Raw genomic sequence first — 26,529 nt, 5'->3', positions numbered from 1 at the left:
GACCGAAGGGGGCGCTGCCGGGGGGCCGTTGCCCGGGCCCCCGTCCTCAGGTGACGGGCAGTCCGTAGGCCCGGTCGAAGTGCTGGGCCACCAGGTGTCCGGCTCCGTCGCAGGAGAGCTGCCAGTCGTTGACGCCGGTCTCGCGGCCGTCGGTGAAGTTCCACAGCAGACGGCCGGAGGCGGTGTCGATCGCGTAGAAGCCGTTCTTGTTCTCGAAGGCCGGAACATGGACGGAGTGCGCCCCCACCGCGATCGGGTGGTCGACGTTGAGGCGGGGGGTCTCGCAGAACCAACGCCGGTCGCCGGTCGCCGCGTTGAAGGCGTGGACGCCGTAGGGATCGGTGCCCGTGGCGTAGACCGTGTTGCCGGCCGCCCCGAGGGAGGCGAACATGCCGCGTTCCGCCTTCGCCTTCCAGCGGAGCTTCCCGGTGGCGAGGTCCAGGGCGATGAACTCGGAGCCGATGGCGAAGACCGTCCCGCCGAGCACCGCGAGCCCAGGCCGCAGGTCGTAGCCCACCGGGTGCCGCCAGCGCAGGCCGCCGCCGTCGCGGGTGCCGCGGACCGTGACGTTGCGCAGTCCGTCGGCGTAGACGAAGGAGTCGGACGTGATGACGGGCTGGAGGGGAATGCCGACGTCCTCGGGGTCGATCGGTATGACGACGGCCCGGCGGGCCCTGAGGTCGACGGCGAAGACCGCGCTGGTGGAGGTCGCGACGCCCTGCTCCTCGGACCGGCGTTCCAGCTTGGCGCCGAGGACCGAGACGACGTAGCCGTCGTACATGCCGAAGATCTGGTCGAACTGGAAGTCCTGGCCGAAGTCCAGGGTGAACTTCTCGGTGCCGGCGGCCGGGTCGACGCCGATCAGGGTCGCACCGGTGCCGAGCGCGACCGCGGCGCCGTCGGCCAGCAGGACCGGGCTGGGCGAGAGACTGATGCCCTGGTAGAGCCATCTGGGCCGGGAGCCGTTCGCCAGGTCGAGGCAGATCATGTTGCCGGGGCGGGTCTTCATCAGGGCCGTGCCGTCGTTGAAGACGGCCGGCGCCTGGAGCAACGGGCTGCCGCGGTAGACCCAGGTCGGCTCGGGGGCCGGACCGAGCCGAGGCGTCTGCCGGCCGCCGGTTCTCCCTCTGACGACCAGGGCCGTGCCCCCCGCCAGGGCCGCGCCCGCGGTCACGGCGAGAAGAGTGCGCCGACCGACGACGGACCGTCCGGGGGCACGCCGGTGCGCGGGGGTGGCGGAACGTTCCACCACCGGTTCCGCCGTGGGCGTCGGCACCTCTGGGGACAACCGCTCCGGCGGCTCGGCGGTGGGCGGCACGCCGCCGGCGGCTCCACCGGCCGCGCGGTCGCCGGCGCCGCCGTCGGGCAGGACGCGATCCTGGTCCGCCCCGTCGCCTCCGCCGCCGGTGGTGTCCTCCCCGGAGGGCCCTGCCGGCGGCCGTGCCGGTCCGCGGCGGCCGGACGCGGTGGACGCATCGGCGCCGGGTGCGTCGGCTGCGGGCCGTACGGCGGTCAGGGTCCGCGCGAGGCGGTCGAGGTCCGCGGCGGCAGCCCGGCGGTCGTCGACCATGGCGGCCACCCGGGCGGGCAGCCAGCCCTCCGTCAGCACCAGTTCGGCACCGCCTGGCGCGCAGGCCGCGGAGAGGCGGTCGGGGCTGACACGAAGGACCGGGTCCTTGGCGTGACAGAGGCTGATGATCTTGTCCAACGGCTCGGGCACCAGCGTGAGATCGGCCGCGCCGTGGACCACCTGGTAGAGCAGGGCGGCCGCCGCGGCCCCGCTGAACGGCGCGTGTCCGGACGCGGCGAAGGCGAGCACCGAGCCCAGGCAGAAGACGTCCCCCTCCGGTCCCACCGGATCACCGGTGGCCTGTTCGGGGCAGACGTAGTCGAGGGAGCCGAACAGACCGCCCGAACCGGTGAGTTGATAGCCGTCCCGGGCCCGGACGATGCCGAAGTCGATGACGCGCGGACCGTCCGCGGCCAGCAGTACGTTGGACGGTTTGAGGTCGCGGTGCACCAGCCCTTCGGCGTGTACGGCGATCAGCGCCTCGGCGATGCCCGCGCCCAGCGCGAGGACCGTCTCCACCGGCAGCGGCCCGTGCGCGGCGACCGCCTCGGCCAGGGTGGGGCCGGGTACGTAGGCGGTGGCGAGCCAGGGCGTCTCGTCGTCGGGCGCCGCGTCCACCACGGGGGCCGTGTACACACCGCCGACCGCCGCCGCGGCGGCCACCTCGCGCCTGAAGCGGATCCGGAAGTTCTTGTCCTCGGCCATCTCGGGACGGATGACCTTGAGCGCGACGGTACGGCCGGCCGACGACGTGGCCAGATAGACGCGGCCCATGCCGCCTGCTCCGAGGCGGGCCACCGGACGGTAGGGCCCTAGCTGCTCGGGATCTTCTGGGTGCAGTGGCTGCATGCCCTCGGCCGCCTGTTCTCGGTGGTACGGGCGGGAGTCCCGCCCACGCCGCGGGGGAAGGCCCTGTGGGGGGTCTGGCAGCAGACTAGAGGCTGGAACGGCGGACGAGAGTGCTTGTCGGCAACCGTTTTCGCTGTCCCGGACCTGAGCGTTCCGTCCAGCCCGTGCCTCGGGAACGCGATATGACGACCCGTCAGAGATCGGGTGACACGTGCCCGTCCTGCGGGAACAGTGCGACAGAAGCAACAGCCGGGACATAAGTGCAGAATGAAATCACCAACCCGGCCGGAGACCTCCGATGTGCCGAAGGTCACCCCGCGTTCTCATCGCCCCCGCCCGCCTCCGCTCCCGCTCAGCGGCCCGTCTCGCACGTGACCTCGTCCCGCGGGGTGTAGTGGGTGCGGAACGGCTCCCGCCGCACTTCCCTGCCGTCGTCGTAGAAGACCCGGTCGACAGTGACGTCGAAGCCCTCGAGCGGGGTCTGCGGCACGCACTTCTCGTCCGTGCTCACCTTCCGCCGCGGCTGTGTCACCTTGGTGCGGGGCCCGGTGACGGACCTGACCTCGTCGTACTTTCTGGTACCGATGAAGTTGACGGTCACCGAGGTGTCGGTGGCCTCGGCCTGTATGTACAGGGCGTGACCCGAGTCGTTGGCGAACCTCAGGTCGAGGCTGCCCCAGGCGACCGTGGCCTCACGGCCCTCCGGGTAACGCTCGATGTAGAAGGAATGGGCGCCGTGCTCCAGGGGTTCGACGCCGGCGAAGAACATCGCGTTGAACATCGTCGTGGCCACGGTGGAGACACCGCCGCCGGGCGCCTTGGTGAACTCTCCGCCGAGGATCATGATGCCCTCGCCGAAACCGTTGGCCTCGGTGCGCCGCCCCACGGTCCGGTTGAAGCTCCAGGTCTCACCGGGCCTCACGACGGAGCCGTCGATGAGCCGCGCGGCCCGCCCGATGTTCTGTGTGCGGTAGGCGGCCCGCTCGAAGTGGACGGTGAAGGAGGACATCTTCTCCCTCAGCCCCAGCCGGGCGGCGCTGTCGCGGGTCACCTCCGGCCGGGTCGGCCGGGCGGCCACCTCCCCGGTGCGGGCACCGCCCGACCGCGTCAGCAGCGGCAGCACCGCCTTGCCCAGCGCCTTGTCGGTGACCTGCACGCCGGTCCGGGCGTCGCGGGCCACCACGACCCGGTCGCCGTCCAGCCGCAGCACCGCGTTCTCGGGGGCGGTCGTGACGCCGGCCAGCGGGCGGGCCACCGAGGGGCCGGCGCGCAGCCCCTTGGCGTCCAGCTTCGGGACCAGCCTCCCGGCGGCGTCCGGCCGCATCGTCAGGTGCTCGCCCAGGACGGCCTGGCCGATGGTGAACCGCTTGCCTCCCGCGGTGAGCGTCACGGGCGCCGACATGGCCGGCCGCGCGAAGTCGCGCACCGCCCGCCGCACCTCGTCCGCCGTCACCTTCGGCCGCGTCTCGCGGTCGGGCAGGTCCGTGACCCCGGCCGTGCCGCCGTGCAGGAAGGCGGTCCGCAGCGTCCCGACGGCGGCATCCACGTCCAGTGCGTGACCACTGCGGGGGGCGACCTGCCGGACCCGGCCGCCGGCGAAGCCGACGGCGCCTTCGCGGACCGTCCGGTCGAGCGTCCCCGCCAGCTTCGCCAGAGCGGCGCGGGCCCTGGTCTCGTCCAGACGGACGACCGGCTCCTGCTCGCCCCCCGAGCGGAAGAACCCACGGAAGACGCCCACCGGATCGGAGCCGTTGCGCGTCGCCCGGTCGACCGTCCGCTCGGCGTCGAAGGCGAGTCCGGCCCGGCGCGGGTCGAGGCGCGCGGTGCGGTCCCCGACCCGCACGGTCAGCTCGCGCGCGCCGGCCGCCGTGAGCCGCCTGTCCAGCTTGTGGATGGCCTCCGTACGGCTGAGGCCCCCGATGTCCACGCCGCGCACCGTCGTACCGGACTCGATCTCACCGCCCGTGACCAGCAGTCCGGCCAGATACAGAGCGCCGACGCCGACGGTCAGCGCACCGCCCGCCAGGGCGAGGGGCGGCACGGAGGCGGTTCGAGAGCGCATGGATCTCCTGGACGGACGTGTCGGCTGGGGGCGCCCCGGCACGCGGTACCGCACACAGGGCAAGACGCCCAAGTTACCCATACTGGGCGATGGGCTCATATGTCCCAGAACACGTATGTTCCGGATCACGTCCCCCTGAAGCGCGCCCGTGCCTCCGTCGCCCGCGCCCCGCCTGGGCGGCCGGCTGCCCGTGCCCCGCCCCGGGCGCGGCCCGAGCCGCGCCGGCCGTCGGGATCCGCCGGGCGCGCGGGCGGCCGGGAGCCGTGAGCCCGGCGTCGGACGGAGGAGCCAGACGTCAGGGACGGGGTCCGGGAGCCGGGAACCGGGGGTCGGACGCAAGAGTCAGGCGTCGGGGGCCGGGGGCCGGGGGCCGGGGGCCAGGGGCCGGGGGCCGGGGGCCGGGGGCCGGGGGCCGGGGGCCAGGGGCCAGGGGCCGGGGGCCGGGGGCCGGGGGCCGGGGGCCGGGGGCCGGACGCAAGAGCCAGGCGTCAGGAGTTGAGGTCCGCGAGCCGCGAGCCGGGAGGCAGAAGTCGGGAGCCGAGCGTCAGGAACCGAGCGGACCCTCGTGCGGGTCCGTCGGCGGGGTCACCTCCGCGGCGATCCGCCGGTAGGCGGCGCGGGCCTGGCCGATGCGGGCCAGGACGGTGCCGACGAGAGCCGCCGCGCACAGACAGGTGAGCCAGAAGGCGTCCCGGTGGCCGGCCCAGGTGAGCGTGCCGGCCGGCGGGACGGCGAAACCGTTGAGGATCAGCCAGCACAGGACGGCCGTGCCCGGGGCCGCGGTGAAGCGGGCGCAGAGCCCCAGCAGCGCCGCCAGCAGGGACAGCGCGGCCAGCGCGAACCCCGGGCGGTCCGAACCCACCAGCAGGTTGTGCAGCGCCACCAGGACCAGTGCACCGCCGAAGGCCGTGGCCCAGACCACCGGGGTCGCGACGGGCTGGGGCACGGGCCTGGCGCCGGCCCGGAGGGACACCCACTCGATCATGCTCCACGCTTCCTTCCGGCCCTCATGCCCCCGGGAACGCCGGCCGCCATGGCAGCGTGGACCTCGGCACGCATTCTCCCACCCGGCCGTGGAGCGCACGTGCCTCGCCCGGTTCTCCGGGCCGGCCGGGGGGCGCCGACGGACCCCGAGCGGGAATGGGCGGGGGCGGGAGCCGCGCCTCAGGAGGAGATCTCGGCCGGGGTCAGGGGTCTGGCCGGCCAGTCCAGCAGCCGGGCGCCGATGACCGCGGTCTGAAGGGCGTGGCGGTGGGCGGGGTCGGTGGGGTCGGTGCCGGTCAGGGTGTGGATGCGGGCGAGGCGGTAGGTGAGCGCGCGCACGCTGAGGGAGAGCCGCCGGGCCGTGGCGGCGGCCACGCAGCCGGTGTCGAAGTACGTGGTGAGGGTGTCGAGCAGGGGCCGCGCCCCGCCGCGTGCCCGTTCCAGCGGCCCGAGGGCACCCTGCACGAGATCCACCAGTGCCTGCCGGTCCCGGGCCAGGACGGGGAAGACCAGGAGGTCCGAGGCGCGCAGCAGCGGCTCGTCGAGGCCCATGCGCTGGGCCACGTCCAGGGCGTTCAGCGCCTCCTCGTAACTGTGCCCGATGCCGACCGGGCCCGTCCGCGGGCGGCCGATGGCGACCTGGGCGCCGCCCGTGGCCGCACGGACGTGCCGGGCGAAGTGGGTGAGGACCTCGTCGCGGTCGGCGGGCGCGATGCACACCATCCGGCCGTCCTTGGTGGTGAACAGGATGCGCCGCTTCTCGAAGCGGCCGAACAGTTCGTCCGCCACCTGCCGGGCGACGGGGTCCGTCTCGTCGTACTTCGCCGGCCCCTCGGCCACCGCGACCGCATGGGCCCGGGACAGCCTCAGCCCGAACCGCTCGGAGCGCTCGGCGAGTCGGCCCGCGGCGCTGCTCCCGTGCAGCAGGTCGTCGATGAACTCCCGGCGGGACGCCTCCTCTTTGCGGATCACGAGGCGCTGTGCCCCTTCGTAGCCGTCGGCGAAGGCGTCCACGGCCTGTTCGACGACGGCGAGGACGCTGTCGGGATCGGCTCCTCGCGGACGGCTCTCCCGGCCGGCCACGAGATGCGCGTGGACGAGGCCGCGCCAACCGCGCCCGGCCTCGGCGGCCCGGGCGCCGAGCGCCCGGCGGGACTCGATCTCGTCGCGGGTCAGCCGGCGGCCCGTGCGCGCGGCGTCCGCCAGGATCCGGTCGAATCCGTCGAGGAACGGCTCGGACGGGTGCTGGCCGGTCATGGTCTCCCCGTTCGGTCAGGACGTCGTCGGACATGCGTTCGTACCGAACAGTACGACGGCGGAGAGGTGCGCCGGGCGCGTCCGGCGGGACTTGCGCGCAAGTCTGCCCGGCGGCCCGTGCGGACGGCCGCACGCACCGGCGCGCCGCCAGTACGTTCGGACCCCGCGACGCCTTCGGAGCGCCCCGCCCGTCCGGCCCCGCCGGCGGCACCCGAGGTCGCCTTGCCCGCGGTGCCGACGTTCCGGTCCCCCGCGGCGGCCTTCGCCCGGTCGAGGCCGGGCCGACCGGCTGCCGGCGCTTTCGACATCCCCCGGCGGTCTCCTACGGCGGGGTGACACGGTGACCGCCTGCCCTCCCCCGGGCCGAGGTGGGGCAAGACTGGGGGCGCTCGCCGTACCGCGCCCGCCGTACCTCCTCGTCCCGGCCGACGAACCGCGGACGACCGGCCCGCCCCGGAGCCGGTTTCCCACCCACCAGGTACCAGACCCGACGGAGAACCATGACCGCCGACGGCACGACCCCCGATCCCGGCCCGCAGGCACGCGCCGCCACGCTTGTGCGCCGTCCCAAGCTGTGGCTGATGCCCACGGTCCTCACCGGACTGCTCGCCCTCCTGCTGTCGCTGCTCTACATGGGCGGCGTCGTCAGCCCGCAGCGCGATCTGCACGACCTGCCGATCGCACTCGTCAACGGCGACACCGGCAGGCCGCCGGCCGGGCAGAGCCAGAACCTCGGCACCCAGATCGCCGCGGCCATCACCTCGGACACCTCGAGCGACGCCGCCGACTGGCGGCAGCTGTCCCGGGCCCGGGCCCAGGACGAGCTGGACTCGGGCAAGGTGTACGGCGCCCTGGTCATCCCCGCGGACTTCACCGACTCCGTGACCGCGCTCACCACCACGCACGCGACCACGCGGCCCGGGATGACGGTGCTGACCAACCCCGCCAAGGGGAGCCTCGGTTCCTCCCTCGCGAGCCGGATCACCACCACGGCGGCCCAGCAGGCATCCCGGACCATCGGCGAACGGCTGACGGCGGCCGTCAAGGGGGCGGACTCCACACGCCGACTGCTGCTCGCCGACCCGGTCGTCATCACCACCGAGGCCGGACACCCGCTCGGCGACCACAGCGGCCTCGGTCTCAGCGCCTTCTACTACACCCTGCTGCTGGTACTGGCCGGGTTCATGGGCGGCAACGTCATCAGCAACGGCGTGGACACCGCGCTCGGTTACGCCGACAACGAGATCGGCCCCTGGCACACCCGGTTCCCCACGGTGCCGATCAACCGCACCCAGACGCTGTTGCTGAAGATGGCCATGACGGCCGGCATCACGATCGTCAGCGTCTCCCTGGTGACGCTCGCCTGCGTCGGCATCCTCGGCATGGACGCGACCCACATCCCGCTGCTGTGGGTCTACTCCTACTGCGCGGCCCTCGCGGTCGGCCTCGGCGTCCAGGCCATCAACGCGGCCTTCGGCGGGATCGGCCAGCTGGTGTCCATGTTCGTGTTCATCGTGCTCGGCCTGCCCTCCTCGGGCGCCACCGTCCCGCTCCAGGCCGTGCCCGGCTTCTACCGCTTCCTGTCCTACTTCGAGCCGATGCGCCAGCTCAGCGACGGCGTCCGGGCGATCCTCTACTTCGACGCGCGCGGCGACGCGGGGCTGACCCGGGCGTGGATCATGATCGCGGTCGGCGCGGTCGCGGGTCTGCTCTTCGGTTTCGCGATGGCCGGGTACTACGACCGCAGGGGCCACCGGCGCCTCACCCCGCGGCCCCCCGCCTGAGCGGCGGGTGCGAGAGCCTTGCCGAGACCGCGGGTCAGCGCGCCCTGCCTCGCGCCCGCAACGGCACCGACGGCAGTTCGGGGGCCGGCAGCGGCTCCCCGTCGTATCCCTCGACCTCGCCGAACCGGGGTTTGCCCAGGCCCTGTTGCCCCGCCGGCCGCGCGAGCTCCGCCGTCCAGTCCTCCCGGGCCCGCGCCACGTCCGCATGGCTGCGCCCGATGAAGTTCCACCACATGACGATCTCCTCCTCGAACGGCGGGCCGCCGAGCAGGATCGCGCGGGCCGGGTCGGTGTCCGAGTCGTTGGTCAGGGTGAGGTGGCCGAAGCCGGGTTCCAGGTATCCGAGTTCCGCGCGGCGCAGGACGGTGCCGGCGAAGCGCAGCTCGCCGGTGTCGACGAGCAGGCCGTGCTCGAAGGCGGGGTCGACGGCGAGGCTGACCTCCGCGCCCGGCCGCAGGACGAGTTCGGCGCCGAGCAGCGGGGTGAAGGTGCGGACCGGGGAGGCGGACCCGGCGAGGGAGCCCAGGAAGACCCTGATCTCGGCGCCGCGCAGGTCCACCGGGGCGGGGGCGTGGTGCTGGAAGTCCCGCGGCGCGTCGCGGTGGGCGTCCGGGAGGGCCACCCAGAGCTGGACGCCGTGCAGGACGGTGGTGTCCGGGGTGGAGACCTCCGTGTGGGCGATGCCGTGCCCGCCGGTCATCAGGTTGAGCTCGCCGGGGCGGACGAAGGCGTGGCTGCCGAGGCTGTCCCGGTGCTCGATCTCGCCGGTGAACAGCCAGCTCACCGTCTGCAGACCGATGTGGGGATGCGGGGCCACGTCCATGCCGCCGGTGTCGGCGACGTCGTCGGGGCCGTAGTGGTCGGCGAAGCACCACGCGCCGATGAGGCTGCGCGTACGCTGCGGCAGCGTCCGTCGTACGGTCATCGCCCGGGGACCGCCCAGCGGGACGTCTCTCGGCGTGAGTACCTCGACCTTGCTCACCGTGGGCACCTCTCGTTCCTGCAATTCCGACCCATGAATGGTTTGATATTCAACTATGACTCGACGGATCTTCATAGACAAGCAGAGCCCCAAGGCCTACCACGCGCTGGTCCAGACATCCGAGGCCGTACGGGCGACCGCCGCCGACGCGGGCCTGGAGCGCACCGTCGTCGAACTGGTCAACCTGCGCGTCTCACAGCTCAACGGCTGCGCGTTCTGCCTCGACGTGCACACGAGGGCGGCCCTGCGGGCGGGCGAGGACACCCGGCGGCTGGGCGTCCTCGCGGCCTGGCGGGACACCGACCTCTTCACTCCCCTGGAGTGCGCCGCCCTGGCGCTGGCCGAGGCGACCACCGTGCCGTCCGACGCCGCCGCGCAGGAGAGCGCGTACGCCGACGCCCTCACGGTTCTCACCGAGGACCAGATATCGGCGGTGATCTGGGTGGCCGTCACCATCAACGCCTTCAACCGGGTGTCCATCCTCAGCAAGCACCCCGTGCACTGAGCGGACCGCCGCCCGGCGCGGGGCCGCCGGAGTGCGGGAGTCGGAGGGCCGCGATTGCCCGGCGCCGGGTCCGGTAAGAATCGCCTGGCCCGGTGAGCACCGACCGCCGCCCTGTGGAGGCCCGCCCATGCCCCTTCCCCCCGCCCCCGACGGCCCGGAGTCCGTCAACGCCGAAGCCTGGCAGGCCTATGCCACCCACCATCTGCGGCGCGGCACCGTGCTCGCGCAGGCGGAGCGGATCGACTGGGGGTTCCCGGGCGCGGGGCCGGACGAGGCGTTCCTCGGAGAGCTGACGGGCCGGCGGGTCCTGGACCTCGGCTGCGGACCGGCGCGGCACGCGGCCCGGCTCGTCCGCGCGTACGGCGCCACCGTCGACGCCGTCGATCTCGCGCCGGGCCAGATCGAGCGGGCCCGGGACCGGTACGGGGCGCTGCCCGGGCTGCGGCTGCTGCACGCCGACGCCGTCGAACATCTGCGGGCGGCGCGGCCGTACGACGTGATCTACTCCGTCAACGCCGTCCCGTACGTCGACCCACGGCGGCTGTTTCCCGCCCTGGCGACCGCGCTGAAGCCGGGCGGGACGCTGTGCTTCTCCGTCCTGCACACCAACTCGTCGGGTGAGGGGCCGACTTCGGAGCTGGTGGCCCGCCCGGAGACCCTGCGGTTCGCGGGCGGCGGCGCGGCGACGGTGCGGATGTGGGTGCCCACCACCGAGGTGTGGGAAGCCCTGCTCACCGACCACGGGCTGCGTGTGGAGGACGTGGTGCCGGTGACCTCGCCCGACCCCGGCAACCCCGCCGCCTACCGTGTCCTGCGAGCCCGGCGCCCCCTGCGCGTCTCCGCACGCCCCCGCAGCGGGCGCCCGCCCGTCGCGCACGCGGCGATCGGCGTCGGCGCCATCCTGCACGGCCCCCGTGGGCTCCTGCTGGGCCGTCACCGCCGAGGCACCTGGGAGCTGCCGGGAGGCACGGTGGAGCCCGGGGAGTCACTGCGGGAGACGGTCGTGCGGGAGCTGCGGGAGGAGACCGGGCTGCGGGCGGACCCGTCGAGGGTACGGCTGCTGGGCACCCTCCTCGACCGGGTCGAGGGTGTCGTGCGGATGACCGTCGGCGCCGTCGTCACCGACTGGGAGGGCGAACCGGCCGACCAGCCCGGCGAGAGCGTCGGCGACTGGCGCTGGTACTCCCTGGACCACCTGCCGCCGTCCCTGTTCGTGTGCAGCGCCCAGTCCCTCACCGTCTGGCGACCGGACCTGCCGATCGACCACGCCCCGGCCCACTTCACCCCGTACGACGACCGCACGGGCGGCGCCGGCGGCTGAGCCCACGATGCCCTCGTCCGAGCGGCCGCCGGGGCCGCCCGGACGGCGTCCCCGCGACGGCGCACCGCACCGCCTACCACTACTTAGCGCACGCGAATAGCACGGATGGCCCGGTGGGGCGACTGAACTGCGGCGCGAATCACCGGAAATCGGGTATTTCATCACCCATTCCCGTGATCCTCCCACCCGTTCCCCTGGCGGTGGCCACCGCAGCTCATGAGAAAGTTGCGGCCGGAAATCACCCAGGGGGGTCTGTGACACGACATCAGAAACGGTCCGGGGCGCGCAACACGGCCGTCACGCTGCTCGTCGCAGTGGGCACGCTGGCCGGTGCGACGCCGGCGGTGGCGGCCCCGGGCCCCGCCGCGACCTGGACCACCGTGGCGGCGGGCGTGACCTACCGGCAGTACGACCTCAGGGCGGCCGCCGGGACGGCGCACGCGCACGTGCTCAGCGTCGATCTCGCCAACACCCGTGTAAGGCTGGGGCTTCTGTACCCGGGAGCCGTCGCGTCCCGTGCGGCCGTCTCCTCGCTGGCGAACAGCCAGAAGGCCGTCGCCGGCATCAACGGGGACTTCTTCGACATCAGCGAGACGCAGCACCCGGGCGTCGCGGCGACCGGGGCGAGCGTGGGGCCGGCGATCGCGGACGGGAGGGTGCTCAAGGGCGCGGTCCCGAACGCCCAGCGGTTCGGTCCCGCCCTGCCACCGGGCACCGGCACCGGGGCCGTGGTCGGTGTCGGCACCGACGGCAGGGCCCGGCTGGACACCCTGACCCTCAACGGCACCTACAGCACTCTGGGACGACAGCTGCCGCTGGGCGGCGTCAACCAGTACGCGCTGCCGGAGAACTCCGTCGGCGCGTTCACCTCGGACTGGGGCAGCGTCTCCCGCCGGCGGGCCACCTGCGGCACGGACACCGAACGGGCCGCGCCGTGCAGTACCCGCACCTACGAGGTGACGCTGAGGAGCGGCCGGGTCGTGTCGGCGTCGACCGCACCGGGGCGCGGAAGCATCGCGGTGGGCACGACGGTTCTCGTCGGGCGCGAGGCGGGCGCCCAGCGCCTCCAGCAGCTCGTCAGGGACCAGCCGGTGACGGTGCGTTACGGGCTCACGTCCGCGGCCGGCCGGGCGTACGGCTTCGCCGTCGGCGGCTACCCGATCCTGTCGGGCGCCCGACCGCGGGCCGGTCTGGACGACTCGGTGCCGGCCGTGCGCACGGCCGTCGGCATCGCGAGCGGCGGGAAGCGGGTGTTCCTGTTCTCGCTGGACGGTGCGACCACGTACCGCAGGGGCCTGACCATCGCCGAGGTCGCCACCGCCCTGAAGAACCTCGGCGCGAGCGAGGGCTTCAGCCTGGACGGCGGCGGCTCCTCGACCCTGGTGGCCCGCCCCCCGGGCTCGGCCGGGGTGACGGTCCGCAACCACCCGTCCGACGGGTCCGAGCGCCCGGTGTCGAACGGCATCGGAGTCTTCACCCGGTAGCCGCCCGGGTCATGGGCGGCCCCGCAGCCGCCTCACGGCCGGAGCCCGCCGACGATGTCGGCCGTCGCCGTGAGGCCACTTTGGATGCTGGGAGCGATGTTGGTGCCGGCCAGGAGGAACCCGAGCAGCAGGCAGACGAGCCCGTGCGAGACCTTCAGTCCGCCGTTGCGCATGAAGATCACCGCCAGGACCAGCAGCAACAGCACCGCGGAAATCGAAATGGCCACCGTCAACCTCCTCCGCACGTCCCTTGACACACTGTTCGGCCGTAAGTGTCGCGTAAGGAGGGGTTCGTCCGGGCGGCTGATCCGTCCGCCGAACGAGTGGTGTCGGAAGGAGTGCGGACGGAGGTGGCCCGACGAGGCGTCTACGCCGTCCGGTGGGCGTCCAGGAAGGCCTCCAGCCCGGCCAGGTCGTCGGTGTTGAGGTGATCGACCCCGGCGGCGAGGAGTTCGGCCCACACCGCGTCCCGGGCGGGGCCCGCGAGGTCGGGCGTCGCCCAGAACCTCACCCGCTGCCCCCGGGCATGCGCCGCCCGCACGGCATCCCGCAGCTTGCGCCGTTCCGCTTCGGGGAAGGCTCCGACGCCCGACCAGGTGAAGTTGAGCGGCCAGTTGTCGCTGATCAGCGAGGTGAACGACGCCTTCGAGGTACCGAGGTCGGTGAGCCTGCCGTCGTAGAAGGCCCGGCGCACGCGCTGCGCCTCCATGGGCGTGCGGGCCGCCCGGTCGCCGGAGACGACGGCGGTGACCGGACCGGAGTGGACGCGGCCGTGGGCGTAGGTCGTGAACAGGTCCTTGTAGCGCTCGAGTCGACGGTCGAGTGCGAGGTAGGTCGAGGAGCCCTCGGTCTTGATGTCGATGAGCAGTTGCAGCGGCCGCCGGTGCCCCCGGTACACGGAACCGCGTTCGGCCCTCACGCGGGCGGCGAGCGGGGCGAGGTAGAGGGACTCCAGGGTGCGTGCGGGGTCGAGTTCGTCCGCGGAGTGGGCGACGAGCAGTTCGCCGTCGACGAGGAAGATGTGGGCCTCGACGCTGCCGAAGCGGTGGTCGAGGGCGTCGAGCAGGGGGCGGGGGTGCTCGTAGTCGTTGTGGGCGTGGGCGCGCCACAGAGGGCGGGGGCCGTGCTCGCGACCGTCGGCGAACGCGCTGCCGGCCGGCGGTGCGAGCACTGCGGCCGTGGTGGCGCCTAGGCCGGTGAGAACGCTGCGGCGGGTGACGGGGGCCATGTCTGTTCCTCCCTGTGGGGCGGGCCGGGACCACAGGGAGTATGGGCTGTCCGAAGGCCGAAGAAGCTGTGCGTGACGGGAGTTGGCCGGACCGCCGCCGCCTGTTCACTCCTTCCGGCCACACGCATGAAAAAGCCCGCCCCGGGTGGGGCGGGCTTCACCTGGTGACGGTCAGGGGGCGGGCAGGTCGACGAGTTCGGCCACGGCGGCGCGGTGGGCGCCCGCGGTGCCGTAGGCGATCGAGTCGGCCTTGGCCCGCTTGAGGTTGAGGTGGATCGGGTGTTCCCAGGTCATGCCGATCCCGGCGTGCAGTTGCAGCGCCTCCTCGGCGGCGTGGACGGCGACCCCTGCCGCGTAGGCCTGGGCGACGGCCACCGCGATGTCGACGTCCTCACCGCTCACCAGCGCGTCGGCCGCACCCCGGGCCACGGCCCGCAGGTTGACGACCTCCAGCCACAGCTGCGCCAGCCGGTGCTTGATCGCCTGGAAGCCGCCGACGGGCCGGTTGAACTGCTTGCGCTCCTTCAGGTAGCGCACGGTCTCGGTCAACGCCCAGTCCGCGAGCCCGAGCTGTTCGGACGCCAGCAGTCCGGCACCGGCCCGCAGGGCCCGGCGGACGGCGGGTTCGGCGTCGCCGAGGCGGCGGCCGGGAGCGCCGGCGAGGGTGAGCGTCGCGAGCGGACGGGTGAGGTCGAAGGACACCTGCGGGGTGACGGTGACGGCCGAGGCGTCCACCGCGTACAGGCCGCCGTCGTCGGCGGGGACGAGCAGTACGTCGGCGACAGCGGCGTCCGCGATACCGGCCAACTCGCCCCCGAGCAGGCCGCCTTCGACGTGCACCGGCTTGACGGCGGCTCCCGGTGCGGTGTGCAGCCCGACCGCCAGGACACCGATGGTCCGCCCCGAAGCCAGCCGCCCGAGCAGTTCCTCGTCCCCGACGGCCAGCAGCGCCTCCGTGGCGACCACGGCGCTGCTCAGGTACGGCACGGGCGCGACAGCGCGCCCCAACTCCTCCAGCACCACGGCCACTTCACGATGGGTGGCGCCCTGACCGCCCAGTTCCTCGGGCACCAGCAGTCCCGCGAGGCCCATGCCGTCACCGAGCGCCTTCCAGGCCGCCAGGTCGTGCGGTGCGTCCGACTCGGTACGCGCGATGACCCCGGGCGCGCCGCAGTGATCGGCGAGCAGGTCGCGGACGGCGGCGCGCAGCGCCTCCTCCTCCTCGGAGTAGAGAAGATCGGGCTGTGCGCTCATCGGGCGAGGTCCTTCCAGGCGACGTCCTTGTCGGTACGCGGCTCGGACGGCAGGCCGAGGACGCGTTCGGCGACGATGTTCAGCAGGACCTCGCTGGTCCCGCCCTCGATGCTGTTGCCCTTGGACCGCAGGTAGCGGTATCCGGCGTCCCGGCCGGTGAAGTCCACCAGTTCCGGGCGGCGCATCGTCCAGTCGTCGTACAGCAGGCCTTCCTCGCCGCGGAGTTCGACCTCCAGGCCGCTGATCTCCTGGTTGAGCCGGGCGAAGGCGAGCTTCATGCCGGAGCCCTCGTAGCCGGGCTGGCCGGCGACGAGCTGCTGGCGCAGGCGCTCGCCGGTGAGGCGGGCGGCCTCGGCCTCGACCCAGAGTTTCAGCAGCCGCTGGTGCAGATCGTGGGTGCGCAGCTCGGGGCGCTCCCGCCAGGTCTTCGAGACCGGGCCGATCATGCCGCCCTCGCGGGGCAGCCGCATGCCGCCGATGGCGACGCGTTCGTTGTTCAGCGTGGTCTGCGCGACCCGCCAGCCGTCACCGACGTCACCGAGGCGGCGGGAGTCGGGGATGCGGACGTCGGTGAGGAACACCTCGTTGAACTCGGCCTCGCCGGTGATCTGGCGCAGCGGCCTGACCTCGACGCCCGGGTCCGTCATGTCGCAGAGGAAGTAGGTGATGCCCGCGTGCTTGGGCACCTCGGGGTCGGTGCGGGCGATGAGGATGGCCCAGCGGGCGACATGGGCACTGGATGTCCACACCTTCTGCCCGTTGACGACCCAGTCGCCCCCGTCCTCGCGGACGGCGCGGGTGCCGAGCGCGGCCAGGTCGGAGCCGGCGCCGGGCTCGCTGAACAGCTGGCACCAGACCTCCTCGCCGACCCAGAGGGGGCGCAGGAACCGCTGCTTCTGCTCCTCGGTGCCGTACCGCAGGATCGTCGGCGCGGCCATGCCGAGGCCGATGCCGAGGCGGCGGGGGTCGTTGTCGGGGGCGCCCGCCGCCGCCAGCTCGGCGTCCACGACGGCCTGGAGGGAGCGGGGCGCGCCGAGGCCGCCGAGGCCCTCGGGGTAGTGGACCCAGGCCAGCCCCGCGTCGAAGCGGGCCTTGAGGAAGTCCATGGGGCTGGTAGCGGCGGGCGGGTGCGCGGCCAGCAACTCCGCTGTGCGGCGCTTCAGTTCGGCTGCGTCGGTCATACGGCGGCTCCGTTCTGCGGTACGACGGCGATCCGGCCGGTGGTGACGCCGTCGCCGACCCGCTGCACGGCGGCCGCGGCCCCGTCGAGCGGTACGCGCTCACTCACCAGCGGCCGGATCGCGCCCCGGGCGGCCAGCTCGGTGAGCCGCTCGTGGCAGTGCTGGACCAGCTTCGGGTTCTTGGTGTTGTACAGGCCCCAGTGCAGGCCGAGGATCGAGTAGTTCTTGACGAGGGCGTGGTTCAGCGCGGGATTCGGGATCGTCCCGCTCGCGAAGCCGACGACCACGATCCGGCCCTCGAAGGCGACGACCTTCGTGGACTGGGCGTAGGCCTCGCCGCCGACGGGGTCGTAGATCACGTCCGCGCCCCGGCCGCCGGTGGCCGTCTTGACGGCGCCGACGACGTCCTCGGCCCGCCGGTCGATGACGAGGTCGCAGCCCAGCGCCCGGGCCACGGCGGCCTTCTCGGGGCCTCCGACGACACCGATGACGGTGGCGCCCGCAGCCTTGCCCAGCTGCACGGCCGCGCTGCCGACCCCTCCGGCGGCGGCGTGGACGAGCAGTGTCTCGCCGGCCTCCAGGTGCGCCCTGCGGTGCAGGCCGAACCAGCCCGTCTGGTAGCCGATGTGCAGCGCCGCGGCCTCGGCGTCGTCCAGCGACTCGGGGGCGGGCAGCAGAGCGGCCTCGTCGGCCACGGCGTACTCGGCGAATCCGCCGTACGGCAGGGCCGGGTTGGCGATCACGCGGCGGCCGTCCTCCGTCTCGCCGCAGATCTCGACGCCCGGCGTGAAGGGCAGCGGAGGCCGCACCTGGTAGTGCCCCCGCACCATCAGCACGTCCGGGAAGTTGATGTTCGCGGCTCGCACCCTGAGCAGGACCTGGCCGTCGCCGGGCGTGGGCCGCTCCACCTCCTCGAGCCGCATCACCTCGCTCGGCTCGCCGTTCTCGTGCACCTGCCATGCCTGCATGCGGAGCCTCCACGGGACTGCGTCGTCCGCCCGGCGTTCGGACCGGGTCGATCGCATACTAAGCGGTCGCTTGCCGTGAGGGAACAGGCGTCGGCCGAAGAGTCGCCTCCGTCACCCCTGCCGGGGCTTCGCTCGCACATGCATCCGCTCCCCCTGCGGTCCGAAGAGGCTCAGGAATTCGGCCGGCCCTTCCCCCGTCGAGCCGAACCAGTGCGGGACGCGCGTGTCGAACTCCGCGGCCTCGCCCGCAGCCATGACCACGTCGTGCTCTCCCAGCACCACCCGCAGCCGCCCGGACATCACGTACAGCCACTCGTAGCCCTCGTGGGTGCGCGGCTCGGGCTGCTCGTCGCTCCGGGGCACCAGCACCTTGAACGCCTGGAGTCCGCCGGGCTGGCGGGTGAGCGGCCAGAAGGTGCGTCCGTGCCGCACGATCGGCTGGGCCCGTACCCGCGGATCGCCCACCGGCGGCGCCCCGACCAGCTCGTCCAGCGGCACCTGGTGGGCCTGGGCGATCGGCAGCAGCAGCTCCAGGCTGGGCTTGCGCAGCCCGGACTCCAGCCGCGACAGGGTGCTGACGGAGATGCCCGTCGACTCGGACAGCGCCGCGAGCGTCACCTCCCGCTCCTTGCGCAGCCGCCGCAGCCTCGGTCCGACCTCCGCGAGTACGTCATCGGTAGTCATGCCTCCATATTGCCGAACCGGCAAAGTTGTTTGTCCATCCCGAGCCGGTCCGGCGACCGTGGTCGCGGAGGTGGTCACCATGACCGACAAGGCCGAGAAGTACGAAGTGATCGTCGTCGGCGGCGGCGCCGCAGGCCTGTCCGCCGGGCTCGTCCTGGGAAGGGCCCGGCGCCGCACGCTGGTCGTCGACGCGGGTGAGCCGCGCAACGCGCCCGCCGCTCACATGCACGGCTATCTCTCGCGGGACGGCATGTCGCCCGCCGCCTTCCTCGCCGCCGGCCGCGAGGAGATCGCGCGGTACGGCGTGGAACTGGTCCGCGACCGGGTGGTGGACGCCACCAGGGGCGAGGACTTCACCGTGCGGCTCACCGGGGGTGCCGCATCCGGGGCGGGCCGGACCGTGCACGCCCGCCGGCTCGTCGTCGCGACGGGCCTGAAGGACGAGCTGCCGCCGGTCGCGGGCCTCGCCGAGCGCTTCGGCCGCGATGTGCTCCACTGCCCCTACTGCCACGGCTGGGAGGTCCGCGACCAGGCCTTCGGCGTGCTCGCGACCACCTCGATGAGCGTCCACCAGGCGCTGATGGTGTCCCAGTGGTCGAAGGACGTGACGCTCTTCCTGCACACGGTCTCCGAGGCGGAGCTGACCGACGGGGATCTGCGCAGGCTGGCCGCGGCCGGCGTACGCGTCGTCCCCGGCGAGGTGGCGGGCCTGGTCGTCGAGGACGACCGACTCACCGGGGTCCGGCTCGTGGAGGGGCGGGTGCACGACCGCGACGCGCTGTTCGTCGCACCCCGGGCGGTTCCGCGCACCGATCTGCTCGTCCGGCTGGGCGCCGAGATGAGCGAGACGCCCTTCGGCGCCTACCCCGTGGTCGACGCAACGGGTCTGACCACCGTGCCCGGCCTGTGGGCGGCGGGCAACGCGTCGGGCTTCGCCGAGCAGGTCGTGAACGCGGCGAGCCGCGGCTACCGGGCCGGGGCCGCGATCAACGGAGAGCTGCTGATGGCGGACCTCGACGCGAAGGCCGCGGAGGCCGCCGAGGCCGCCGAGCTCGCGGTGGCCGCGGAGCTCGCGGTGGCGACGGCCGACCCGGCCGTACGGAGGTGACAGCGGTGCGGAGGTAGCGGCCCGCCGGAAATCACCGCCGTACACAGGCAGCGACCGGGCGGCGGCCACCGCAGTGCGGAGGTAGAAGGGCCGTCGGCGTTGCACCATGGCTGCATGCTGCTGACCCGGCTCGCCGACGTGTCCCGGGAGGTCGCCGCCACCTCGGCGCGCTCCCGCAAGATCGCCCTGCTCGCCGAACTCTTCCGGGACGCCGAGGCGGACGACGTCCCGATCGTCATCCCCTACCTGGCCGGCCGACTGCCCCAGGGCCGCCTGGGCGTCGGCTGGAAGGTACTGAGCCGGCCGGTCGACCCGGCCGGCGAGCCGACGCTCTCGGTGCGGGAGACCGACGCCCTGCTCGGCGAGCTCGGCAAGGTGTCGGGCCCCGGCTCGCAGGCCGAACGGACACGCCTGGTGGGTGAGTTGATGAGCGCGGCCACCGCGGACGAACAGCGCTTCCTGCTCGGACTCATCACCGGCGAGGTCCGGCAGGGCGCGCTGGACGCCGTCGCCGTGGAGGGCCTGGCGCAGGCGACCGGGGCGCCCGCCACGGACGTACGGCGGGCGGTGATGCTGGCCGGTTCGCTACAGACGGTCGCACGGGCGCTGCTCGCGGACGGGCCGGCCGCGCTGGAGGCGTTCCGGCTGACCGTCGGCCGTCCGGTCCTGCCGATGCTCGCGCACACCGCGTCCTCGGTCACCGAGGCGGTCGGCAAGCTCGGCGTCTGCGCGGTGGAGGAGAAGCTGGACGGCATCCGCGTCCAGGTGCACCGCGACGGCGACGACGTCCGCCTCTACACCCGCACGCTCGACGACATCACCGACCGGCTGCCCGAAGTGACGGACGCCGCACGGCGGTTGGCAGGCACGCGGTTCATCCTGGACGGCGAGGTCATCGCCTTCGACGCGACGGGACGCCCCCGCTCCTTCCAGGAGACGGCCGGCCGGGTCGGCTCCCGGGTGGACGTGACGGCGGCCGCGCAGGCGGTCCCGGTCTCCCCCGTGTTCTTCGACTCGCTGTCCGTGGACGGCCGTGACCTGCTCGACCTGCCGTTCGCCGAACGGCACGCGGAACTGGCCCGGCTGGTGCCCGAGCCGATGCGGGTGCGCCGCACGATCGTGTCCGGGCCCGGGGACGCCGAGGCGGCGGAGGAGTTCGCGAGGCAGACCCTGCTGCGTGGGCACGAGGGAGTCGTGGTGAAGGCCCTCGACGCCCCCTACAGCGCGGGCCGGCGGGGCGCGTCCTGGCTGAAGGTCAAGCCCGTGCACACGCTGGACCTGGTGGTGCTGGCCGCCGAGTGGGGCCACGGGCGGCGCACCGGCAAGCTCTCCAATCTGCACCTCGGCGCCCGCACCGCGGACGGCGGCTTCGTCATGCTCGGCAAGACGTTCAAGGGGCTGACCGACGCGATGCTCACCTGGCAGACGGAGCGGCTGAGGGAACTGGCCGTCGACGAGAGCGGTCATGTGGTGACCGTACGGCCCGAACTCGTCGTGGAGATCGCCTACGACGGCCTGCAACGCTCCACCCGGTACCCGGCCGGCGTCACGCTCCGCTTCGCCCGGGTGCTCCGCTACCGCGAGGACAAGCGCCCGCAGGAGGCCGACACGGTGGAGACCCTGCTCGCCGCCCACCCGGAGGTGCGCCCGTGACAGCCACGGCGAGGAAGCGCAGTGCGGGCCTGCTGTTGTTCCGGCGGACCGACGACGGTCCGCAGGTGTTGCTGGGCCATATGGGCGGTCCGTACTTCGCGAAGAAGGACGCCGGGGCGTGGACCGTCCCGAAGGGCGAGTACGAGCCCGACGAGCCGGCCTGGGACGCGGCCCGCCGCGAGTTCCGGGAGGAGCTGGGGCTGCCGCCGCCCGACGGTGAGGCGATCGCGCTCGGCGAGGTCCGGCAGACCAACGGGAAGACCGTCATCGTGTGGGCGATCGAGGCCGATCTCGATCCGGACGCCGTCGAGCCCGGCACCTTCACCATGGAGTGGCCGCCGAGGTCCGGGCGGACGCGGGAGTTCCCCGAACTGGACCGGGTGGCCTGGTTCGGGCTCGACCGGGCCCGCGAGGTGATCGTCACGGCACAGGCCGCGTTTCTCGACCGGCTCGCGGAGCACTCGGGCTGAGCGGATGCGCACGCGTTGCGGCCCCGGGTCCGGCGCGGGAAGGTCGAAGCACAGTCAGCCCTTCAGGAGGTCGTTCATGCCCATCGCGACGGTGAACCCGGCGAACGGCGAGACGCTTCGGACGTACGAGGCCATGGGCGAGGAGGAGCTGGAACGCCGGCTCCAGCTCGCGCAGGCCACGTTCCGTACGTATCGGACGACGACGTTCGCCGAACGCGCGCGCCTGCTGGACCGGGCCGCGGATCTGCTGGACGAGGACCAGCAGGAGATCGGCCGGGTGATGACCACCGAGATGGGCAAGCCGGTGAAGCAGGCGCGCGCGGAGGCCGCGAAGTGCGCGAGGGCGATGCGCTGGTACGCCGAGCACGCGGCGGAACTGCTCGCCGACGAGGAGCCGTCGGCCGCCGACGTGAAGGACTCCGGGGGCGCACGCGCCCTGGTCCGCTACCGGCCGCTGGGCCCGGTTCTCGCGGTGATGCCGTGGAACTTCCCGCTCTGGCAGGTGGTCCGGTTCGCCGCCCCGGCGCTGATGGCGGGCAACGTGGGGCTGCTCAAACACGCCTCGAACGTCCCGCAGACCGCCCTGTACCTGGAGGACCTGTTCCACCGGGCCGGATTCACCGAGGGCTGTTTCCAGACGCTGCTGGTCGGCTCGGGGGCGGTCGACGACATCCTGCGCGACGACCGTGTGAAGGCGGCGACGCTGACCGGCAGCGAGCCGGCCGGGCGGGCGGTCGCCTCCACGGCCGGCGAGATGATCAAGAAGACGGTGCTGGAGCTGGGCGGCAGCGACCCGTACGTGGTCATGCCGTCGGCGGACATCGACCGGGCCTCGCGGGTGGCGGTGACGGCGCGGGTGCAGAACAACGGTCAGTCGTGCATCGCCGCCAAGAGGTTCATCGTTCACACGGACGTGTACGACGCGTTCACCGAGCGGTTCGTGGCGGGCATGGCGGCGCTGAAGGTCGGCGACCCGCTGGCCGAGGAGACGGAGGTCGGGCCGCTGGCGAGCGAGCAGGGGCGGTCGGACCTGGAGGAGCTGGTGGACGACGCCCGGCGCGGCGGCGCGGCCGTGCTGTGCGGTGGCGAACGGCCCGAGGGGCCCGGCTGGTACTACCCGCCGACCGTCCTCTCCGGCGTCACCCGCGAGATGCGCATCCACCGGGAGGAGGCGTTCGGGCCGGTCGCGACGCTGTACCGGGCCGCCGACCTGGACGAGGCGGTGCTCATCGCCAACGACTCGCCGTTCGGACTGAGTTCCAACGTGTGGACCCGGGACGAGGCCGAGGTCGACCGGTTCGCACGCGACCTGGAGGCGGGCGGCGTGTTCGTCAACGGGATGACCGCGTCCCATCCGGCGTTCCCGTTCGGCGGGGTGAAGCGGTCCGGATACGGCCGTGAGCTGTCCGGGCACGGAATCCGGGAGTTCTGCAACATCACCACGGTTTGGCACGGTGCGTGAGGGTCGCGCGGCTACGATCCCGGTTGTGAACCGCGAAGTGACTCTGCCTCTGATCGTCGACGACCGCGGGACCTTGCAGGTGGCCGCGGCCGACGTGAGCAAGCTGCTCCGCACGCTGGGAGGGCGTTGGCTGCATCTCGTCGAGGCCGGTGCGGACGGGCTCGACGAGGACACGGTGGCCGCCCTGACCATCGAACTGGCCAAGCTGGCCGACCGCATCGACGTGGCGTGCATCGCCCACAGCAGCGGGACCCCGTAACGGACGGGGCCCGCGCCCCTGCGGGCGCGGGCCCGTCGCCGATCCGCGCCTGCGACGCGGGCCGGCGGCCGGTCCGGGCGGGCCGCCGGCCGGCGTCGCACGGCTCCCCGGTCGGGGCTACCGGACCGGTCGGGGCTACCGGATCGGCATACCCGACAGGGTGCGGGCGATCACCAGGCGCTGGATCTCGCTGGTGCCCTCGAAGATCGTGTAGATGGCCGCGTCGCGGTGCATGCGCTCCACCGGGTACTCACGGGTGTAGCCGTTGCCGCCGAGGATCTGGACCGCCTGCGCGGTGACCTGCTTCGCCGTCTCACTGGCGTACAGCTTCGACATCGAGCCCTCGGCGGCGGTGAACGGCTTGCCGTTGATCGCCATCCAGGACGCGCGCCAGACCAGCAGCCGGGCGGCGTCGATCTGCGTACGCATGTCCGCGAGCTGGAAGGCGACGCCCTGGTTGTCGATGATCGGGCGGCCGAACTGCTCACGCGTCTTGGCGTAGTCGAGGGCCACCTCGTAGGCGGCGCGGGCCGTGCCGACGGCCATGGCGCCGACCGCGGGCCGCGATGCCTCGAAGGTCGCCATCGCGGCGTTCTTCACGCGCTCGCCACCGGTCTTCGCCCGCTCGCGGGCCCGCGCCAGCCGCTCGTCCAGCTTCTCCTTGCCGCCGAGGAGGCAGGAGCCGGGGATCCGCACGTTGTCGAGGATCACCTCGGCGGTGTGCGAGGCGCGGATACCGTGCTTCTTGAACTTCTGGCCCTGGGCGAGGCCCGGGGTGCCCGGCGGGACGATGAAGGAGGCGTGGCCCTTGGAGCCGAGTTCGGCGTCCACGGCCGCGACGACCACGTGGACGTTGGCGATGCCGCCGTTGGTCGCCCAGGTCTTGGTGCCGTTGAGCACCCACTCGTCATTGGCCTCGTCGTACACGGCACGCGTGCGCAGGGAGGCGACGTCGGAGCCGGCGTCGGGCTCGGAGGAGCAGAAGGCGGCCACCTTGACGTCGCTGGCGTCGCCGTACATCTGGGGGATCCAGGTGCCGATCTGCTCCTCGGTCCCGTTGGCGAGAACGCCCACGGCAGCGAGTCCGGTGCCCACGATCGACAGGGCGATGCCCGCGTCGCCCCAGAACAGCTCCTCCATGGCCATCGGGATGCCGAGGCCGGTGGGGTCGAAGTACTGCTGCGCGTAGAAATCGAGGGAGTAGATGCCGACCTTCGCGGCCTCCTGGATGACCGGCCAGGGAGTCTCCTCACGCTCGTCCCATTCGGCGGCCGCGGGGCGGATGACGTCGGCCGCGAAGCCGTGCAGCCAGTCCCGGACCTCCTTCTGTTCGTCGTTGAGCTCCATGGTGAACTCGGCCATGACCCCTCCAGCGGCGGAACGTGCGTGTTACTAGCGGTAACGCGAGTCTGTTACCGGTCGGTAGGAAAAGTCAACTCCTGTCGGCAGCCCAGGAGCCGCCCGGCCCGTTCGGTGTCAGGCTGCTGCCAGGTGTTAGTTTGCGCAGGCGTCACCGAAACAGCACGGGTGGGGAGAGATCATGGACACCACGCAGCGGACCGGGCAACAGCGGTCCGCCGACCACCGACGGCGCGAGCTGCTGGAAGCCGCCGACCGGGTGGTGCTGCGCGACGGCCCACAGGCGTCGATGAACGCGATCGCCGCCGAGGCGGGCATCACCAAGCCCATCCTGTACCGGCACTTCGGCGACAAGGGCGGCCTGTACGCCGCGCTCGCCAAGCGGCACACGGACGCGCTGCTGGACTCGCTGCGGGCCGCGCTGGACGCTCCCGCCGAGCGACGGGAGCGGGTGGAAGCCACTCTGGACACCTACCTCTACGCCATCGAGGCCCGTCCCCAGGTCTACCGGTTCCTGATGCATCCGTCGGACGGGTCGCCGGGCGAGCAGGGCTTCGACGTGGGAAAGCACTCGGCTCCTCTGCTGCGGCGGATGGGTGAGGAGCTGGCCCAGGTCATCGAGGACCGGGTGGACCTCGGACCGGGGAGCCAGCAGCTGGCTCGGGTGTGGGGGCACGGGATCGTCGGCATGATGCACGCCGCCGGGGACTGGTGGCTGGGTGAGCGGCCCTGTTCGCGGGCCGAACTGGTACGCAGTCTGGCAGACCTGCTGTGGGGCCGCCTCGCGGCGGCCGGCGACAAGCTGGGCGGCCCCGGCTTCTGACGGCCGCGCGCCGGCGGGCGGGTCCGTCGTGACCGGCGCGGCCTGCGCGCGCCGGCGTCGCCGCAGCGGCGGCACACGGTCCCGCCCGTACGGCGCAGCCCCGCCGACGCGGCCCCGCCCGTACGGCGCAGCCCCGCCGACGCGGCCCCGCCCGTGCGACGCGACTCCCCACGTCGACACGGCCCGCCCGTACGGCGCGGCACACACGTCGACAGGTCGACAGGTCGACACGACTCCGCGTCGCGCCTCGGGCCTTTCGTGTGGATCAGGCCGGCCTGACTCACGGCCTTGCAAGCCGGCCCGAGCGGGGTGTGGTGCGTGCAGCGGCAAGGCGGAGGAGGGAGTCGACACGAGGGGGTCCCCTCGGTCGAGCGAAGCCGAGAGTGGGGGAGTCGGCGACCGACGACGACGCCGCAGAAGTGCGTGCCACACCCCGCGACGCGCGACTCGATCCGAACGACCGGCCCTAGGGCGTGTCTGACAATTCCCGCCGGGCGCGCGGCGTCCGGCACGGCACCTCGCCGCGTTGTCGCATCACCCGAGTACATCCAGTACGCGGGCGATGCTCCGCCTTGCGATGCACCGCACCGGACGCCGCGCGCTGATCCGACGCGAATTGTCAGACACGCCCTAGGCCGGGGTGCCCGCTCGGTGCCACGGGGCCCGGGCCACCTGGCGCATCAGTCTCCTCCTGCGCAGGCCGGTGACGCGGTCCGCGTACACCGTCCCCTCCAGGTGGTCGCACTCGTGCTGCAAGCATCTGGCAAAGAATCCCGTGCCGACCACGGTGACCGGCTCTCCCGTCACCGTGAACCCCTCGACCACCGCGATGTCGTGGCGCTCCGTCCCCGCTTCCAGACCCGGCAGGGACAGACAGCCCTCGGGGCCGCGCCAGACGATGCCGTCCCTCTCCACCAGCCGGGGGTTCACCACATGGCCCAGGTGGCGGACGTCGTCGTCGTCGGGGCAGTCGTAGACGAAGACCCGCAGCGGCTCGCCCACCTGGTTCGCGGCCAGGCCCACTCCCTGAGCCGCGTACATCGTGGCGAACATGTCCTCGACGAGGCGGGCGAGTTCGGGGCCGAAGTCGGTGACGTCCTCGCAGCGGGTGTGCAGGACGGGATCGCCGAGCAGGGAGAGAGGCCGGACGTGCCCGTGGGCGCCCGGGATGGAGCCGTGTCGCATGGCGGCAAGGGTACGGTCCTTTCTGACACGCGCATGCCGCACGGGCGTGAGGTGGTGCCGGGATTCGGGAGTGCGAATGGATCTCGATAGGCTGACC

Annotated in this window: 23 protein-coding genes; 10 read left to right on the top strand and 13 right to left on the bottom strand. The window is 73.1% G+C overall.

All coding sequences use genetic code 11. From position 1 onward, the window contains the following. Nucleotides 1–46: 46 nt before the first annotated feature. From OHS71_RS34975 to OHS71_RS34960, 4 genes are all read right to left on the bottom strand, one after another. A complete protein-coding gene (locus tag OHS71_RS34975) occupies nucleotides 47–2,419 on the bottom strand; it encodes a protein kinase domain-containing protein (protein ID WP_328483313.1) in 2,373 nt (790 codons plus the stop codon). 352 nt (nucleotides 2,420–2,771) lie between these two features. Continuing rightward, complete coding sequence (locus tag OHS71_RS34970) at nucleotides 2,772–4,481, bottom strand: VanW family protein (protein WP_328483312.1); 1,710 nt, start codon at nucleotides 4,479–4,481, stop codon at nucleotides 2,772–2,774. Nucleotides 4,482–5,025: 544 nt separating this feature from the next. Continuing rightward, on the bottom strand, nucleotides 5,026–5,466 hold the full coding sequence (locus OHS71_RS34965; protein WP_328483311.1) for a hypothetical protein: 441 nt from the start codon (nucleotides 5,464–5,466) through the stop codon (nucleotides 5,026–5,028). Nucleotides 5,467–5,645: 179 nt separating this feature from the next. Continuing rightward, nucleotides 5,646–6,722 carry a PucR family transcriptional regulator gene (locus OHS71_RS34960; RefSeq protein WP_328483310.1) on the bottom strand — a complete coding sequence of 359 codons (1,077 nt, stop codon included), beginning with the start codon at nucleotides 6,720–6,722 and terminating at the stop codon, nucleotides 5,646–5,648. 500 nt (nucleotides 6,723–7,222) lie between these two features. On the opposite strand from OHS71_RS34960, the gene OHS71_RS34955 reads away from it, so the two are divergent. Next, the gene (locus OHS71_RS34955) at nucleotides 7,223–8,506 is read left to right on the top strand and encodes a YhgE/Pip domain-containing protein (RefSeq protein ID WP_328483309.1); all 1,284 of its coding nucleotides are present in this window, start codon (nucleotides 7,223–7,225) and stop codon (nucleotides 8,504–8,506) included. 34 nt (nucleotides 8,507–8,540) lie between these two features. On the opposite strand, the gene OHS71_RS34950 is transcribed toward OHS71_RS34955, so the two are convergent. Continuing rightward, nucleotides 8,541–9,431 (bottom strand): pirin family protein, encoded by an 891-nt coding sequence (locus tag OHS71_RS34950; RefSeq protein WP_328484747.1) that lies wholly within the window; start codon nucleotides 9,429–9,431, stop codon nucleotides 8,541–8,543. 112 nt (nucleotides 9,432–9,543) lie between these two features. On the opposite strand from OHS71_RS34950, the gene OHS71_RS34945 reads away from it, so the two are divergent. The 3 genes from OHS71_RS34945 to OHS71_RS34935 all read left to right on the top strand — a co-directional run bounded on the left by OHS71_RS34945 (nucleotide 9,544) and on the right by OHS71_RS34935 (nucleotide 12,798). Next, nucleotides 9,544–9,993, top strand: a complete 450-nt coding sequence (locus tag OHS71_RS34945) for a carboxymuconolactone decarboxylase family protein (RefSeq protein ID WP_328483308.1) — start codon at nucleotides 9,544–9,546, stop codon at nucleotides 9,991–9,993. Nucleotides 9,994–10,120: 127 nt separating this feature from the next. Beyond that, a complete protein-coding gene (locus OHS71_RS34940; protein WP_328483307.1) occupies nucleotides 10,121–11,314 on the top strand; it encodes a bifunctional class I SAM-dependent methyltransferase/NUDIX hydrolase in 1,194 nt (397 codons plus the stop codon). A 254-nt stretch (nucleotides 11,315–11,568) separates the two neighbouring features. Continuing rightward, nucleotides 11,569–12,798, top strand: coding sequence for a phosphodiester glycosidase family protein (locus OHS71_RS34935; RefSeq protein WP_328483306.1), 1,230 nt, complete (start codon nucleotides 11,569–11,571; stop codon nucleotides 12,796–12,798). Nucleotides 12,799–12,830: 32 nt separating this feature from the next. On the opposite strand, the gene OHS71_RS34930 is transcribed toward OHS71_RS34935, so the two are convergent. From OHS71_RS34930 to OHS71_RS34905, 6 genes are all read right to left on the bottom strand, one after another. Then, on the bottom strand, nucleotides 12,831–13,025 hold the full coding sequence (locus OHS71_RS34930; RefSeq protein ID WP_328483305.1) for a hypothetical protein: 195 nt from the start codon (nucleotides 13,023–13,025) through the stop codon (nucleotides 12,831–12,833). 140 nt (nucleotides 13,026–13,165) lie between these two features. Continuing rightward, nucleotides 13,166–14,026 (bottom strand): phosphatidylinositol-specific phospholipase C/glycerophosphodiester phosphodiesterase family protein, encoded by an 861-nt coding sequence (locus OHS71_RS34925; RefSeq protein WP_328483304.1) that lies wholly within the window; start codon nucleotides 14,024–14,026, stop codon nucleotides 13,166–13,168. 171 nt (nucleotides 14,027–14,197) lie between these two features. After that, complete coding sequence (locus tag OHS71_RS34920; protein ID WP_328483303.1) at nucleotides 14,198–15,280, bottom strand: acyl-CoA dehydrogenase family protein; 1,083 nt, start codon at nucleotides 15,278–15,280, stop codon at nucleotides 14,198–14,200. After that, complete coding sequence (locus OHS71_RS34915) at nucleotides 15,277–16,461, bottom strand: acyl-CoA dehydrogenase family protein (RefSeq protein WP_328483302.1); 1,185 nt, start codon at nucleotides 16,459–16,461, stop codon at nucleotides 15,277–15,279. Before OHS71_RS34915 ends, OHS71_RS34920 begins: the two co-directional genes overlap by 4 nt. After that, nucleotides 16,458–17,429, bottom strand: coding sequence for an NADPH:quinone oxidoreductase family protein (locus OHS71_RS34910; protein ID WP_328483301.1), 972 nt, complete (start codon nucleotides 17,427–17,429; stop codon nucleotides 16,458–16,460). The genes OHS71_RS34915 and OHS71_RS34910 overlap by 4 nt, the downstream gene beginning before the upstream one ends. Before the next feature lie 111 nt (nucleotides 17,430–17,540). Continuing rightward, nucleotides 17,541–18,113, bottom strand: coding sequence for a helix-turn-helix domain-containing protein (locus tag OHS71_RS34905; protein WP_328483300.1), 573 nt, complete (start codon nucleotides 18,111–18,113; stop codon nucleotides 17,541–17,543). A 79-nt stretch (nucleotides 18,114–18,192) separates the two neighbouring features. On the opposite strand from OHS71_RS34905, the gene OHS71_RS34900 reads away from it, so the two are divergent. The 5 genes from OHS71_RS34900 to OHS71_RS34880 all read left to right on the top strand — a co-directional run bounded on the left by OHS71_RS34900 (nucleotide 18,193) and on the right by OHS71_RS34880 (nucleotide 23,065). Further along, nucleotides 18,193–19,221, top strand: a complete 1,029-nt coding sequence (locus OHS71_RS34900) for an NAD(P)/FAD-dependent oxidoreductase (RefSeq protein WP_328483299.1) — start codon at nucleotides 18,193–18,195, stop codon at nucleotides 19,219–19,221. A 114-nt stretch (nucleotides 19,222–19,335) separates the two neighbouring features. Further along, a complete protein-coding gene (locus OHS71_RS34895; RefSeq protein ID WP_328483298.1) occupies nucleotides 19,336–20,874 on the top strand; it encodes an ATP-dependent DNA ligase in 1,539 nt (512 codons plus the stop codon). Beyond that, complete coding sequence (locus OHS71_RS34890; RefSeq protein WP_328483297.1) at nucleotides 20,871–21,344, top strand: NUDIX domain-containing protein; 474 nt, start codon at nucleotides 20,871–20,873, stop codon at nucleotides 21,342–21,344. Before OHS71_RS34895 ends, OHS71_RS34890 begins: the two co-directional genes overlap by 4 nt. Nucleotides 21,345–21,420: 76 nt before the next feature. Next, nucleotides 21,421–22,806, top strand: coding sequence for an NADP-dependent succinic semialdehyde dehydrogenase (locus tag OHS71_RS34885; protein WP_328483296.1), 1,386 nt, complete (start codon nucleotides 21,421–21,423; stop codon nucleotides 22,804–22,806). A 25-nt stretch (nucleotides 22,807–22,831) separates the two neighbouring features. Continuing rightward, nucleotides 22,832–23,065 (top strand): DUF6213 family protein, encoded by a 234-nt coding sequence (locus tag OHS71_RS34880; RefSeq protein ID WP_328483295.1) that lies wholly within the window; start codon nucleotides 22,832–22,834, stop codon nucleotides 23,063–23,065. 135 nt (nucleotides 23,066–23,200) lie between these two features. Here the strand turns inward: OHS71_RS34880 and OHS71_RS34875 are convergent, their stop codons facing one another. Continuing rightward, complete coding sequence (locus OHS71_RS34875; protein WP_328483294.1) at nucleotides 23,201–24,427, bottom strand: acyl-CoA dehydrogenase family protein; 1,227 nt, start codon at nucleotides 24,425–24,427, stop codon at nucleotides 23,201–23,203. A 178-nt stretch (nucleotides 24,428–24,605) separates the two neighbouring features. Between OHS71_RS34875 and OHS71_RS34870 the strand changes: the two genes are divergently transcribed. Further along, nucleotides 24,606–25,247 carry a TetR family transcriptional regulator gene (locus tag OHS71_RS34870; protein ID WP_328483293.1) on the top strand — a complete coding sequence of 214 codons (642 nt, stop codon included), beginning with the start codon at nucleotides 24,606–24,608 and terminating at the stop codon, nucleotides 25,245–25,247. Nucleotides 25,248–25,877: 630 nt separating this feature from the next. On the opposite strand, the gene def is transcribed toward OHS71_RS34870, so the two are convergent. Beyond that, nucleotides 25,878–26,432, bottom strand: coding sequence for a peptide deformylase (gene def, locus OHS71_RS34865; protein ID WP_328483292.1), 555 nt, complete (start codon nucleotides 26,430–26,432; stop codon nucleotides 25,878–25,880). Between the last annotated feature and the right edge of the window lie 97 nt (nucleotides 26,433–26,529).

This window comes from Streptomyces sp. NBC_00377 (assembly GCF_036075115.1).
Classification (GTDB): domain Bacteria; phylum Actinomycetota; class Actinomycetes; order Streptomycetales; family Streptomycetaceae; genus Streptomyces.
This window is presented reverse-complemented; position numbering and strand designations above follow the sequence as displayed.